At 36.0% G+C, this 14,608-nt stretch carries 16 protein-coding genes; 7 read left to right on the top strand and 9 right to left on the bottom strand.

The window, feature by feature from the left end; genetic code table 11:
- Together ACN9MR_RS18810 and ACN9MR_RS18805 are read right to left on the bottom strand one after the other, a co-directional pair.
- Positions 1–1,422 (bottom strand): S41 family peptidase, encoded by a 1,422-nt coding sequence (locus tag ACN9MR_RS18810; protein ID WP_426326006.1) that lies wholly within the window; start codon positions 1,420–1,422, stop codon positions 1–3.
- A gap of 78 nt (positions 1,423–1,500) precedes the next feature.
- Positions 1,501–1,683, bottom strand: a complete 183-nt coding sequence (locus ACN9MR_RS18805) for a hypothetical protein (RefSeq protein WP_426326004.1) — start codon at positions 1,681–1,683, stop codon at positions 1,501–1,503.
- Between the two features lie 678 nt (positions 1,684–2,361).
- Here ACN9MR_RS18805 and ACN9MR_RS18800 point away from each other — a divergent pair.
- From ACN9MR_RS18800 to ACN9MR_RS18770, 7 genes are all read left to right on the top strand, one after another.
- Positions 2,362–2,532 (top strand): class IIb bacteriocin, lactobin A/cerein 7B family, encoded by a 171-nt coding sequence (locus ACN9MR_RS18800; protein WP_426325985.1) that lies wholly within the window; start codon positions 2,362–2,364, stop codon positions 2,530–2,532.
- Positions 2,533–2,543: 11 nt separating this feature from the next.
- Complete coding sequence (locus tag ACN9MR_RS18795) at positions 2,544–2,693, top strand: hypothetical protein (protein WP_426325983.1); 150 nt, start codon at positions 2,544–2,546, stop codon at positions 2,691–2,693.
- Between the two features lie 692 nt (positions 2,694–3,385).
- Positions 3,386–4,546, top strand: a complete 1,161-nt coding sequence (locus ACN9MR_RS18790) for an HlyD family secretion protein (protein WP_426325981.1) — start codon at positions 3,386–3,388, stop codon at positions 4,544–4,546.
- 106 nt (positions 4,547–4,652) lie between these two features.
- Positions 4,653–6,854: a peptidase domain-containing ABC transporter gene (locus ACN9MR_RS18785; protein WP_426325979.1), complete on the top strand. Its 2,202-nt coding sequence runs from the start codon at positions 4,653–4,655 to the stop codon at positions 6,852–6,854.
- Between the two features lie 461 nt (positions 6,855–7,315).
- Positions 7,316–7,456 carry a hypothetical protein gene (locus ACN9MR_RS18780; protein WP_426325977.1) on the top strand — a complete coding sequence of 47 codons (141 nt, stop codon included), beginning with the start codon at positions 7,316–7,318 and terminating at the stop codon, positions 7,454–7,456.
- A 59-nt stretch (positions 7,457–7,515) separates the two neighbouring features.
- On the top strand, positions 7,516–7,698 hold the full coding sequence (locus tag ACN9MR_RS18775; RefSeq protein ID WP_426325975.1) for a hypothetical protein: 183 nt from the start codon (positions 7,516–7,518) through the stop codon (positions 7,696–7,698).
- Between the two features lie 59 nt (positions 7,699–7,757).
- Positions 7,758–8,849 carry a hypothetical protein gene (locus ACN9MR_RS18770; RefSeq protein ID WP_426325973.1) on the top strand — a complete coding sequence of 364 codons (1,092 nt, stop codon included), beginning with the start codon at positions 7,758–7,760 and terminating at the stop codon, positions 8,847–8,849.
- A 40-nt stretch (positions 8,850–8,889) separates the two neighbouring features.
- Here the strand turns inward: ACN9MR_RS18770 and ACN9MR_RS18765 are convergent, their stop codons facing one another.
- The 7 genes from ACN9MR_RS18765 to ACN9MR_RS18735 are packed head-to-tail and all read right to left on the bottom strand — an operon-like array spanning position 8,890 to position 14,226.
- On the bottom strand, positions 8,890–9,354 hold the full coding sequence (locus tag ACN9MR_RS18765) for a 4'-phosphopantetheinyl transferase family protein (RefSeq protein WP_426325971.1): 465 nt from the start codon (positions 9,352–9,354) through the stop codon (positions 8,890–8,892).
- Entirely contained in the window at positions 9,344–9,604 is a 261-nt protein-coding gene (locus ACN9MR_RS18760) for an acyl carrier protein (RefSeq protein WP_426325969.1), read from the bottom strand. Before ACN9MR_RS18760 ends, ACN9MR_RS18765 begins: the two co-directional genes overlap by 11 nt.
- Positions 9,597–10,874, bottom strand: a complete 1,278-nt coding sequence (locus ACN9MR_RS18755) for a beta-ketoacyl-[acyl-carrier-protein] synthase family protein (protein ID WP_426325967.1) — start codon at positions 10,872–10,874, stop codon at positions 9,597–9,599. The genes ACN9MR_RS18760 and ACN9MR_RS18755 overlap by 8 nt, the downstream gene beginning before the upstream one ends.
- A complete protein-coding gene (locus ACN9MR_RS18750) occupies positions 10,867–11,307 on the bottom strand; it encodes a 3-hydroxyacyl-ACP dehydratase FabZ family protein (protein WP_426325965.1) in 441 nt (146 codons plus the stop codon). The genes ACN9MR_RS18755 and ACN9MR_RS18750 overlap by 8 nt, the downstream gene beginning before the upstream one ends.
- Before the next feature lie 25 nt (positions 11,308–11,332).
- Positions 11,333–12,385 carry a type III polyketide synthase gene (locus tag ACN9MR_RS18745; protein ID WP_426325963.1) on the bottom strand — a complete coding sequence of 351 codons (1,053 nt, stop codon included), beginning with the start codon at positions 12,383–12,385 and terminating at the stop codon, positions 11,333–11,335.
- Entirely contained in the window at positions 12,382–13,095 is a 714-nt protein-coding gene (locus ACN9MR_RS18740; RefSeq protein WP_426325961.1) for a methyltransferase domain-containing protein, read from the bottom strand. Before ACN9MR_RS18740 ends, ACN9MR_RS18745 begins: the two co-directional genes overlap by 4 nt.
- Positions 13,096–14,226, bottom strand: coding sequence for an NAD(P)/FAD-dependent oxidoreductase (locus ACN9MR_RS18735; RefSeq protein WP_426325959.1), 1,131 nt, complete (start codon positions 14,224–14,226; stop codon positions 13,096–13,098).
- Between the last annotated feature and the right edge of the window lie 382 nt (positions 14,227–14,608).

Raw genomic sequence — 14,608 nt, 5'->3', positions numbered from 1 at the left:
CTACTCGTTTTTATAATTTCTTACGAAATTTATCCAATCCCGTTCACTTTCAGGTATGCTAATATTTGGTGCTATTCCGATATTATCTAGTGGGCGCTTTACAGCGTGCAATGATTTTGCTACTGGATAAATAAGCGTAAAAATAGAACAAGGTGTGTGCGTAATAGCAATTTCCCCATAGTCAACCATACCAGCGGTATTTTGACCAAATAGAGTAACTTTTTTACTCTGTTCTGCTCTTAAAATGAAATACTCTCCACTACTTGCTGTGTTTCCGTTAATTAGAATTGAAATACGCTCCGGATTTTTCAACGTTTTTGATAGTTTTATAGTTTCTGGTTTGTACAAATAATAGAGTTCTCCCAAATGTGCTCTTAACTTTTTGTTATTTTCTTGTATTTTTTTCTTTGTAGCTGTACTTGATAATGAATAATCCTTTTCATAACAATCACGAATGTTATCTTCAGTGGCTAGTACAATTCCACCATCAATATGGATAGGGTTCGTATATAAATATGGAATAAGCTTTTCGAAACAACTCGTAGTTCCTCCAGGGTTATCTCTTACGTCGACAATTAAGTGTTTGGTATGTGCTAAATTATTTTTATTACTATCAATGAGGCTATCTATACTGCGTTTATATTTAATATCAAATGAAGCAAGTGTAAGTAAAGAAGTTTGCTCATCCAAGACTTTAAAGCTCGAAATTAACTCTGGGACAATAATTTTAGCAGGAGAAACCGCTTTCGTTTTTTTCTCCCCTCTTTTCCATTTTCCAAAAAAGCCAAAATCTAATTGGTTTTTTTGTGTAATTAAGCTGGGATAGTTAATCGAATGGTCGCCTCCGCTAAAATAAATGGTTTTATACTGATTGTCGACTTTACTAATTTTAAATTTTATTTGTTGCGGCATCCACCTTGCACTGTCTGCTTTTAATACAAAACCAATAAATTCGACGTTTTTTTGGGTATGGTCTTTAACAATTCCAATTTCATACATGCCATAGTTCCAAATTCCTTCTATACTATCTAGTATTGTGTTATTTTGTTGCAGATAGGATTTAAATGTGGTTTCTGTCCAGGTTGTTTTCTCTTCATTGGCAAAAAATATCCTCACGGAATCAGGAGAAAGTTTGCTAAAATCCATCCCGAAATCAATGTGTTTATCTTTGAAAAAACTAAGCCATTCCCTCATTAAACTTAAGCATTTGTAAGAATTAGAGGTAGAAGCAATAAGCTGTAAACTATCGGTAAACTTTTTAAATTGTAACTGATTTAAAGAGTTTACTTTATCAGGGTAACCAATATAATTTTTTTTGATTTTTTCCACTAAGAATCGAAAATTATCATCACAGTTACAATTCTGAGCTTTTAAAGCAAGTGTGAAAAAAAATAAACAAAGAAAACAAATGATATACTTCATTATTAAATAAGAAATGGATAATTAAAATGCGTGAACTGAAATATAATTTATTTTTTTAACAAGTATAATATAAAGATATTATTCGCTTACTGTATTAGCTATTGTTTTGTTAGGACAAGCTGGATCTCCTGAGAGACCACTTCCCCCCGTAGTTGTTTCTCCACCTCCATTAATCCTTCTCATTTGCTCTTTTGTCAAATTGGTCATGTTGTTTCGCTTAAAGACAAACAAAGTTTTTTTCTCTAATTTTTTGTTTTTCATAATTGTAATATTAGATGGCTAATTAAATGTGTTTAAAAGTGTTATTTCCGAATTCAATAGCCAAAAAATATACACCAAACGGTTGTTTACCTGTACCAAACCAATATATTGTATGGTTTAAGTTAGCGTTGCTATTTAGTTTTATACTTCTTTAAAAAATCAATCCAATCTGTAATGTTATCCTCTATTTTATCTGTGATGTTATTTCTACGTTTATCAAGAGTGCGTCTTTAGCGTGAAACGATTGTGCTACAGGATCGGAATAATGACTATAATTTTTATATTCTATTGGTAACCTGGCTAAAGTTATCACCACAATTGCAGTTTTGCGCTTGTAAATTATAAAATGGAAATAAGAGCAGTAAGTAGAAGATAATTTTTTTCATAGTTTTCAATTACAATTATAGTCGATATTTATACTTAAAGGATAAACTATTTTAAAATACATATTTGTATTATCTTATGTGTAGGTTAATGTAGCATCTTTTTAGACCGTTGTTTGATTCGAAATTGACTATTTCAGATTTATTATCTCTTTTTGTCCTTATAAAAAGCTTTTTAGTGTATCTTTTTTTTTGATTGAAATTTAATGTCCAATACTTGCTTCATGTTAGGCCAACATAGGCGGAATCTGAAAAGCCTTAATGAGTAAGAAACAAAAATTTAAATTAAGCGAAAATGAAAAACTTAAAATTAGAAAGCTTTGGCGTACAGGAACTGGATGCTAAAGAGATGGAAGAAATGAATGGAGGGATTTTACCTCTTCTTGCTGCAGCTGTAGGCATATGCGCTGGCGCATATGTTATTAGTTATGGAGCAGGAAAGGCATATTATTATTTAACCCATTAACGATTATTGATATGATGACTAAATTGAAACTTGAAGATTATTCTTTGAATGAATTGAATTCAAAAGAATTGAAAGAAACAAATGGAGGGTATATCATTTTTCTTATCATTGCGTACGGTCTTTATAATGGTTATAAAGATACGGAAGCGATGAATAAATAATAATTTAGACCAATAAATAAAAAGATGGCTTTCAATTCTCTAGTGCAGGTAATTTTTGTTATATATTTGTTAATTTACTTTTCATTTTATATAGTAAATTTTTTCACAAAAAATCAAGCGAAAATATTAGCAATACCCCTAATTATTTTGGGTTTAGTTGTATTAATTCAAGGATTGCTCAAGGCTATAAGTTATTTAAAAAATTAGATTTTACATATAAATGGCGGAGTTGTTATTTATTCTACAACTCTGTCATTATTAGTTCAAAATACTTTCTCTATTTTTATTTATATCCGATTGCATCAACTTTTCTAAGCCCCATGCTCGTGCGAACGGTCGATCAGTCCTAAACTAAAGTATTATTACCCTTTATAGCATCGATATACCTCCTTACTACTAGCAGGTTAATTTACCTTCACCAAACCAGTGCACTACAAGTCTTAGTTGTTAGGAAGTGGGTAAGCTAACTTGTGCTTTCATAGTATTTAGCGCGATAAATTTTTTAATAAAGAAATTGATGCATTAATTTAACGAAAGCCTAAGTGGGGCCTTTGCATATACCGTTGCGCTAAAACTTGCGCTAAACGGGGATCAAAAATAGTTTCATCCCTACAATCCCCCTTTTCGTGTATCTTTTTTGTGGCATAAATTAATAATTACAAACTTGGCCTTAACCAAGCCAATTGATGATTATGCCTTTAACAGAAGACGCAAATTTTGAAGATAACTCCATTATTTTTTTACACCACACCAAGGTACGTACGCAGATTATTTATTCTGCCACAATCATATTCATTCTTGTGGCTTTAGCCGCTTTACCTTTTATTTATACAACAGTAAGCGTTAAGGGCAATGGTTCTTTGCAGAGTAATATTGAAAGAACAGAACTGCTGGCCCCAGTGGCTGGAAAAATTACGCTGATTAATTTAACCGATAACAAAAAGATAAAAAAAGGACAACTCCTTTTAAATATAGACCCCACTATACCTGAAACACAAAATGTGATTTTGAATAATCGCTCAAGTGAATTAAAATATTTATTAAATGATGCGCTCCTCCTCTTAAAAATGGTCGATTTAAGCAATGCAGGGCAACCTGCATTGCAAACCGGCCTGTATGCCGCGAGTTGGCAACAATACGCTGAGCAGATTCAAAACGCTTTAAATGCCCGCGAACAGGCCTATAAGATTTATAAAAGGTATGAAACACTATATAGCAAGAAGGTTGTTACCGAAGCAGAGTATGAGCAATATAAGTTTAATTACGATCAGGCACTTTCTGATTTTAATCTGGTGGCTAAAAAATACAAAACACAGTGGCAAACAGAATCTAATCAATATAGAAAAGAATTAAAAGATCTCGATGGCCAGAAAATCCAGCTCACCGAACAGGAGAAATTATATCATTTAAACGCAGGGGTATCCGGAACGGTGCAAAACCTATCTGGTCTACAGTTGGGTTCTTTCATTACTGCCAATCAGAAAATTGGTGAGATATCACCCGATAGTGCTTTGCTGGCCATCTGTTATATTAAACCTGCTGATATCGGTTTAATTAAAACTGGCCAGACCGTCAGGTTTCAGATTGATGCTTTTAATTATAACCAATGGGGCTTGCTTGCTGGTGTAGTAGCCGATATTTCTGACGATATTATATTGATTAACCAAAGCCCTTATTTTAAAGTGAAGTGCAAATTAGACAAGGATTATTTAAGGTTAAAAAACGGGTATAAGGGGCAGGTAAAAAAGGGGATGACCTTTAGTGCACACTTTACTATTGCAGAACGAAACTTATATCAATTGCTTTATGATAAAGTTGACGATTGGTTAAACCCGTTAAAAGGTGTAGTGTAAAAGGTTTAGGGTGGCAGCTTAAAGGCCAAACCCAAAAACGCTCAAATCACCAATCTCAGTTCTCCAATATCACATCTCCAGTCTCAAATCTAATATCTCACTTCTAATGTCTACCCTAATAAAACAACGTGATATTACCGATTGTGGTGCTGCTTGTTTGGCATCTATAGCTGCATTTTATAAACTGAAAATGCCTGTTGCACGCATCCGCCAATTGGCCAGCACCGATCAAAAAGGAACTAATGTTTTAGGTTTGATAGAAGCGGCAAATAAACTGGGGTTTGAAGCAAAAGGCGTAAAGGGCAGTTTAGATAGTCTTTCTAAAATTCCATTGCCCGCTATTGCGCATGTGGTGGTAAAGAAACAATTGCAGCATTATGTAGTTATTTATGGCGTAACCGATAAATACATTGAAGTAATGGACCCGGGTGATGGGAAAAAACACCGCAAAACTATTGACGAATTTGCAAGCGAATGGACAGGCGTACTGGTGCTGTTGTTACCTGATGAGGGTTTTAAGCAAGGCAATGAAAAGGTCGATACCAGAAGCCGTTTTTGGAACCTGATTAAACCGCATAAAAGTATTGTAACGCAAGCACTTTTTGGTGCTTTGGTTTATACCATACTTGGACTATCTACCTCAGTTTTTGTTCAAAAAATAACCGACCATGTTTTGGTAGAAGGTAATCGGAACCTGCTTAATTTAATGAGCTTAATGATGGTGGCCATTTTAGCGCTGCAATTATTTATTGGAACGGCTAAAACTATTTTTACCATCCGTACGGGGCAGCAGATAGATGCCCGGTTGATATTGGGCTACTATAAACACCTCTTAAAACTACCTCAACAGTTTTTCGATACTATGCGGGTTGGCGAAATTATCTCAAGGGTAAACGATGCCGTTAAAATAAGAGCTTTTATCAACGATGTTTCCATTAATCTGGTTGTAAACGGTTTTATTGTTGTATTCTCTTTTATTTTAATGTTCAGTTACTATTGGAAACTGGCCTTGATGATGTTGGCTGTTATTCCATTGTATTTACTGATTTATTTCATCAGCAATAAACTAAACAAGAAAATGCAGAGGAAGTTGATGGAGGAGTCGGCTGAGTTGGAATCGCAATTGGTTGAGGGCTTAAATAATGTAGCCACAATTAAAAGATTTGGCCTTGAAAGGTTTACCAACGAAAAAACAGAAACTCATTTTATTGGTCTGCTCAGAACAATTTATAAATCAGGATTAAATTCAGTTTTTTCCGGAACATCTACCGAGGTTATTGCCCGTATGCTCACTATTATTTTGCTTTGGGTGGGTGCAGGTTATGTTTTAGATGGCGAAATTACTCCTGGGGAATTATTTTCTTTCTATACCCTCATTGGTTATTTTACTGGCCCGGCTACTTCCTTGATTGGCGCAAATAAATCTATCCAGGATGCCATGATCGCCTCTGATCGTTTGTTCGAAATTATGGACCTGGAGATTGAACAAAATTCGTCGAGTATTTTCCTTACGAAAGAATTGATGGGCGATATCAGGTTCGAACATGTAGCTTTCAGGTATGGCAGTCGTGTTAATGTGTTTGATGATTTATGCCTAAAAATTAAGGTTGGAAGTTTTACCGCAATTGTAGGAGAGAGTGGATCTGGAAAGTCTACCTTAATGTCATTACTTCAAAATATTTATCCCATACAATCAGGCAATATTTTTATCGGTAATCATGCACTTAAGTATTTGAACAATGCCTCTTTAAGAAATTTACTAAGCGTTGTGCCACAAAAAATTGACCTTTTTGCAGGAAATGTAATTGAAAACATTGCCATTGGCGATTATGAACCTAATATGCAACAGATTATTAGTATTTGTACACAACTGGGGATTATCGATTTTATTGAAGCTTTGCCAGAAGGTTTTCAGACTTACTTAGGTGAAAATGGAGCCTCTTTATCAGGCGGACAAAAGCAAAGGATTGCAATAGCAAGGGCACTGTACCGTAATCCTGAAATTTTAATTCTAGATGAAGCCACTTCCTCTTTAGATTCAGCCTCGGAGCAGTATGTGCAGCGTACAATAGATATGTTGAGGATGCAAAAGAAAACAATCATCATCATTGCGCATCGGTTACCTACGATTAGAAAAGCCGATCAGATTATTGTATTAGATAAAGGAAAGGTTGTAGAAGAGGGGAGTCATACTGAAATGATGATGGCAAATGGCCATTACGCCAATTTATGGAAACAGCAATTTGGTGATGATGACCTACCAAGTTTGATAACACCCACATTAGAGTTTGTAAGAGAAAGCATTTAATCCTCATTAGTTTGACTATGAAACTATTATAATATATCGATCGCATTAAGATTATCCATAAACTGATAAAAGAAAGCCGTACGGGTGCTCCTGAAAATTTAGCAAGAAGGTTACCAATTTCAACCTCAAGATTATACGTGGTGTTAGATGAATTGAAACTAATGGGTGCCCCAATAGAATACTCCCGACAGTTACAAACATATTATTATACCCAGGCATTCGAAGTAAATATCAGGGCCGATTTTAGGGTTTTAAAGCCTCAGGAGTTAATGAATATAAATGCTGGGTTTTTTTATCAGCAAAATTATCCACTCCTTTTTTTGTAGAGTGGGCAAAAGTAATTTAGTGCTGTTGCAACAAAAACAAAAAGGCGTATACCGAAAAGCCTTTAACGAGTAAGAAAATTAAATAAAATCTAAATTATGAAAAAATTAAATCTTGAGCATTTAAATGTTTAGGAGATGAGCCTCTCAAAGATATATCTTATTGAAGGAGGCAGCTGGATTGGCAGGGTGTGGAATTCGATAAAAGAATTTGTTTTGGATGTAGTGCACGACATTGTTACCGATGTGGTAGGTGCAGATCCCACCTCAAACCTTTAAATAACTAAATAAACCCAATGGCCTAAATGACATACCTAAAACCAATTAAAAATTACAATATGAAAAATCTAAAAAAATATGAGGTTGAAGAATTATCTCTAACAGAAATGAAATCAATTGTTGGCGGAAGCTGGTTTAGCAGAGCCTTCGAAGCAGTTGGTAATGCTTTGGATGATGCTTATTATTGGTTACAGGATAATATTGGCCTTACCTTAGGCTCAGACGGAGCACACGGAAAATAATTAAGCGAAAGGAGCAGGTATTTGCCCTGCTCTTTTTATTTCCTCTTACAAACCATCATATGTTTAACTTTATATGTAACGTTAAAAATGTTTTTTTAGCGACTTTGTTTTTTATATTCTCTGGCAATGTTAATGCGCAATCATTTTATCTCATAGGGCATGTTTTTGATGGTAAAGAACCTTTAACAGGTGCTTCAATAATAATTTCTGGCAAACATGTTGGTAATAGTGATGCATCTGGTTATTTTGAAGCCGGTGCAAAATTGGGTGATACATTGAAGGTAAGCTTTCCTTTTTACGAAGCTTCCACTTTTGTTTTAACTGATTCACTTCAAAAAAATATAGTTTTAATCCCAAAGACATTTCAATTAGATGATGTTCAAATAAGTTTTAATAAACGAAAAATAATTGATTCAATATTGAATGTATCTTTTCTTCAATTAAATCCAAATGCTTTTAACGCGAAGGTTTTTTTGAGGCAGTCTGTCGTTCGGAATAACGAAAAAGTTATCCTGTTAAACGAAGGATTGTTAAACCTGAATTGTCCTGATTTAAAAGATCTTATTGTAGCTGGTAGCAGTAAAAAAGTAAAATTAAATATTGATTACGCTTGTAATCCGATTAACTCAAATAGCCGCCCGAAGGTAACTTACGGGAGTAATCCTCAAATTAAATTACGTTTGGGATTGTTACCAAATCATTTCTATGAGCTGGTAAAGTTGAATATTACAGAAGAAAGTATTAAATCTGATAGTGTCAATACCATTATTAATGTTAAAGGAAATCTTTCTGCAAATGAAAAGTTTGTGGTTTCTTACCTATGGATTTTGGATAAAAAAACTAATTCATTGAAACAAGCTCGGTATTACGAGCAATATGTAAATAAAAAGCATTTTTTATTTTATGATTATGCTTATCTAAATAATGAACTCATTTCTGGATCTATAAGTGCAAAGCAAGTAATTGGCAGAAATTCCTATTCAACAAATGATGAAATATTTGTTTTCCATCAAATGGGTGCAGATATAGATAAATGGAATTTTGATGTTAATAAGTGTGGATTAGAAAGATACCTCGAACAAACCGGGAATTGTAATGAATTGAGCGAATTTAAAATTAAGCATGAAATACCAGTTCATAGGTTCTTTTAGTTTATCAGATCTGTTCTTGAACCTTTAAACATAAGTTTAATTAATACACCAAAGCCAAATATTGCCCATGGTGACTCACGCAACCTGGTTTAGTGCTTTTATAATCACTTGGATGATTTGGTGATTCGTAAATGGTTACTTTAATTTTTCCTAGCTTACTATAAACAGGAGCAGCAATGGTATGAATATATTGTAGCTGTATATCGCTTTTAGTAAAATAAGTATCATTATCTATACTTACTGTGCCTTTTATTTGATCGGTATTTGGATGGATAGTGCAATTTAAACTTTTAGGCGCGAAATTTCGGATTCCGGTTTTACGGTTGTAAATTTTATAAGCCGATTCTTTCATACTCCATAACAGCCATACCATTTCATCAGGCCTTTTTGCTGACGAAATCAGTAACTGTTCTTCGGTGGTGAAAATTTTATCGAGATAATTTTTACGTCGCCAGTTACTTTGGATTTTAGCCAGATCGAGATCAACGATATCGTTACCCAGCATGCGCTTCCAGTTTTCGAGCTATAATTTCGGTAGTGGCTTTTACGTTGAGCATTTTAGCCATCGAATCGTTGTCTATTTCGATGTTGAATTTCTCTTCGATATCCAAAACAATATCAACCAGGTTGGCCGAATTTATTTTTAAATCATTTATAAAATCGGTGTTTTCGTCAATATGGGCTAAGGCTGATACCTCATCGCTGTAAGGTTCAACAATTGTTTTTAAGGCTTCAATGATCTCTTCTTTATTCATGGGTATATTTTTTAAAAATAATGCAGGCATTAATATCGCCAAAACCGAAACTGGCTTTAGCTAAGATATTAAATGGTTGATGAATTAAGGTTTGCGGAATGTATTTTGCATCAATTAAAGCGGTAATCTCGGGGCTTAAGTCTTCGCAATTAATATTGGGGAAAATAAATCCTTCTGAAAGCTGAAGCATCGAGGCCACGCATTCTATACTCCCTGATGCTGCAATACAATGGCCAATCATGCCTTTCAAAGAATTAATGTATGGGAAATCATCATCAGGTAATTGTAGCGCTGTTTTCCAGTTTTCTATTTCCAGGGCGTCTTTAGTTGTTGCGGTAAGATGGCCATTAATTACATCGATTTCCTTGGCTTCAATACCCGCATTTCTTAATGCTGTTTGGATACATCGCTGTACAGCGGTAGGATTTGGTGCAGTCATCGTACCTAAGCCCCGCTGACCGCCAGAATTGATATGGCCTCCGATTACTTCGCCATATATTTTGGCTTGTCTAGCCACAGCGCTTTCAAGCGATTCTAATACCAGAGCACCCGCACCACTTCCAGGAACGAAGCCACTTGCCGTTGCACTCATAGGGCGGCTACCTTTTTCCGGGTCATCATTATGTTTAAAGGTGCAAACTTTCATGGCATCAAAACCGCCCCAGATGTAAGGGCCGCTATCGCTTGTACTTCCTGCTAACATTCTTGTAGCCTGACCCGTTTTAATCCTTTCGTAAGCCAGCAATATGCTTTCTGCTCCCGTTGCGCAGGCAGATGAATTGGTACTTACCTGATTACCTAAGCCGAGCTTACCACTGATAAATGCACTTACACCACTGGCCATGGTTTGTATCACAACAGAACTTCCCAGTTTTTTGATTTCAAGCGCATCTATTTTATTAATTGCCCATCTAAATTTATCTATACCAGAAGTGCCCGCTCCGAAAATGGTACCGCTATCCCAGTCGGGCTCTTCATTATTTTCGATAGTTAAGCCTGCATCTTTCCATGCATCCAAACCAGCAATAATACCATATATAATTCCTGTACTGTTTAGGTTTCGTAATTCAAGCGGTGTAAAATATTGGCTGATCCGCTCTTCGCTAAGTACTGGTTTGCCTGCTATCTGGCAAGAGAAGTTTAAGGCTTCCAAATCGGGCTGATGGCGGATGCCGGAAAGTCCTTTTTTTATCGCATCTGAAAACTCATCAATGGTAGTGCCATTGGGTGCGCATACACCTAGCCCGGTAATTACGACTCTATTATCCATTTCCTTTTGAGATTAACATGCCCGAAATTTTGCCTTTGCAAACCATTTCGCCTGATGCATTTTCCATTTTTACTTTGCAACTCAGTTTATTAAACCTAAAATATACTTTCTCACTCGTTACTGTAACCTGCTCACCAGGGTAAACCGGTTTTAAAAAGTCAATTGCGTTCGATGTCATCGCGATGGATATATTTTGATCAATATCTTTTAACAAGTAAATGCCTAAACAGACCAATCCAATCTGCGCCATGGTTTCGGTGAGGATCACTGCCGGGGTAACAGGGTGGTTTTTAAAGTGACCTTCGTAAAAGGGTAGGTCTTTAGCATAAGTATAAGTGCCTTTCGCTCCATTTTCATCAATGTGCAATAACTCATCAACAAAAAGAAAAGATTTACCGTAGGGTAGTTGATCTATTATTTCTTGCGTGTTCATGGTTGAAGGAGTGAATGATTGAATTTTACCATTGCAAAAGTATGCGCTGTGCCGAAAACCCCGGGCCAAAGCTTAACATTAACCCTTTTTCTCCGGGCATTGGCTTTTTATCCATAATCCGTTCCAAAACATAGAGCACTGTTGCACTGCTCATGTTTCCGTAAAGCCTTAAAACTTCTTTCGTTTCGTCTATATTTTTGCCTAGCTGGTCAAATAATTCTGCAACAATCTGGATAATCTTTTTTCCGCCCGGATGGAAGATTAAATGGTCTATATCGTTAATCCCGAATCCGTTTTTGGCTAGAAAAGGGTGAATAATATCCGGAAAATGACTGGCGATGGTTTCAGGAACTGCCACATCCAGTACCATTTGCAATCCGGTATCGGTAAGTTTAAATCCCATCATCTCTTCAGCATCATAAAAATGGTACATTTCTTCGGCTAAAATCTCTGGCCCGCTATCTTCTTCATTCGAACTTAACAGTACACAGGCGGCACCATCGCCAAATATTGCTGCGCTTACAATGTTGGCCATCGAAAAATCGTTTAATTGAAAGGTTGCCGTTGGTGACTCTACCGCAACAACTGCTGCACGTTTGCCTGGATTGGCTTTCAGGAAATTCTTAGCGTAAATTATGCCTGATACACCAGCGGCACAGCCCATTTCAGTTACAGGTAGACGAACAATGTCTTGACGTAGTTTGAGCAGATTGATCAGGTAAGCATCTAAAGAGGGGATCATGATACCCGTGCAGCTCACAGTAATGATGTAGTCCAAATCCTGCGCTTGCCATTTGGCTTTTTCGAGTGCAGTTTCCAAACATTTGGCACCGAGTTTTATCCCTTCTCTGATATAAATGTTGTTTCGCTCCTCAAAACTTAAATCGCTAAAAACCTCTTCGGGCGACATGATCGAGTATCTTTTATCTACTGCGGCGTTTTCAAAAATCTTTTTTACCTTTCGGATAAAACGATCATCCTGATCTTTTAGCCAAATATCTAGAAATGGTAAAATCTCGGCGGTTGACCTCCAAAATTCGGGCAAGGCTTTACTTACTGCTTTTACGGTTACGCTCATATTGTTTTAATTATCCATTGGTAGCGGAAAGCCCATTTCCATTTTATTGAACTCGATTTTAGCTTTAATTGTTTGGTGTATTTAAGCAAATCTGCTCTTTTAAACCCACGCAGAATTGATACTAAACCATCTTCTCTGGACATATCGTTTAAACGGAAAACATAACACAAAGCTTTAAACAGATAATATGCCACTGCACTTCTTTGCAGGTCGTTTATTACAATACCCATGGCTGCCGATTCTTTAAAATTCTTAAGCAGATCGATAATTTCTTCATCTTTAAAATGATGTAGGGTTAAAGTACAAAGCATAATGTCGCAAGGTTCTGGTTTACTTAAATCATCAAAAATATCGCTACATGCATACGTTATATTCTGGTAGTTTGCAGATAAACTTTGCGCATGATTTATGGTGAACCTATTGGCATCTATCCCTTTTAAAATAAAATGTAAACCTTGTTTATTTGCATAATCTGCCAAAGTGCGTAACATATCCCCATTTCCACAACCAATATCAGTAATACGAATAACCTCGTCTTTTGGTTTGCTGTTGATTAAGCTTTTAATCCCATCGAGTGTAACTTTATTACCACCAAGGAGCTGATTAATGCTGGCTATTTTATCCAGCGCATCGCGTAATATCTCACCTTCCATAGCGAAATTATCCATAATCTCGGGGGCTGTGCTTCTATATGTGGTATCTATTGGCATTTATGATGAAATCGTGATCGGTTTACCATGTGTCTGTTTAATTATTTTATGGAGAAGAAAGGGCATTTTAGTCAATGCATTCATCGCCAAACTTTCGAATTTATGGTTCCTTAACAAAGAAGATAATACGCGGCCCATTTTTAAACGGTTTTTAAATTCCTTGTTCCAGTGTAAAGTATAACTTTCTTCCAGTGCTACACGTGAAATAATTTTTCCCTCCCTTCTTTGATGCAAGAGTTCTGAAACAATTTTGGCACTGTGAATGGCCATGGCCATACCATTTCCACAAAGTGGATGAATTAATCCGGCAGTGTCGCCAATCATTAAAACATGATTATACACAGGCTCTTTAGTTTCGAAAGAAATCTGACTAATGGTTAAAGGTATATCGAATAAACTGCTTGCACTTTCGAAAATAGCCTTTAAATGCCTGTTTTTATAAAGTACGTTTTCCTGGAAGGCAAGCAGGTTTTTGTGTTTTTTGAAACGCTCATAGTTAGCCAGATAACAGATATTCAACCGATCATTTTCAACCTTCGAAACGCCACAATAGCCACCTTCGAAATTATGCAGGCTTACCTGGTTATTCGGAAAATCGGCTTTGTAATGTGCTTTAACTGCCAGATAGGGCGATCGTTTATTGATGAAACTCCTGTTTAGCTTAATATCAATTGACGATCTTTTTCCATAAGCGCCAATAATGTAAGTTGCAACAAAAGCATTTTTAGCCGTTACCACTGTAAACTGGTTATTGGCAAAGTTTATTTCTACCACGCGATCATGAATCACGTTTACATTTCTCCTGATCAGTTCCGTGTACAGGTAATAATCGATGGTGTATCTGCTTAAACCAAAGCCACCGAGGGGTAATTTAGTTTGTATGCTTTTGCCAGAAAGGGAAGTGAAAAGCAGGTTACTGATTAATGTGGGGGCAAGATTTTCAATATCCAGACCGAGCCATTCAAAATAGGGGAGCACCTCATTTGAAATATATTCGCCACACACTTTATGATGGGGATAGGTATCTTTTTCGATCAATGTAACATTTAAACCCACCTTATTCAGGTGAAGCGCCGCTGTTAAACCTGCCAATCCACCACCAATAATTAAAATTTCTGTTTTGGCCTGCATATAATAAGATGGAACCCCAATATAACATTTAAAACTCGGGTTTGTTCCATTTTAGCTTCTTTAACCACAGAGATTATGGAGAGAAAAACACAGAGGGCACCGACTTGGGTGTGCAATGTGCTAACTTGCTGTCAGATGGTAACATCTGACAGTTTCATTTTTTCGTTTGCGCTCGTTTCCCAATAAGTACAAGAATAGCCTTACGATTTTATCTTCTATATAGTTTCAAAAACCTATAATAGTAGCACCACTGTTACTGACTAAACGGGATTGCAGCGGTATACTTTTGTTTTTCTTCAAAACAAAAGATTTAACGGAAAGCCCGACTAACATTAATCATGCTTGCTGGCATTGCTTTCCTAATAATCCTGATGAAATATTA

The organism is Pedobacter sp. R-06 (assembly GCF_049913135.1).
Classification (GTDB): Bacteria; Bacteroidota; Bacteroidia; order Sphingobacteriales; family Sphingobacteriaceae; genus Pedobacter.
This window is presented reverse-complemented; position numbering and strand designations above follow the sequence as displayed.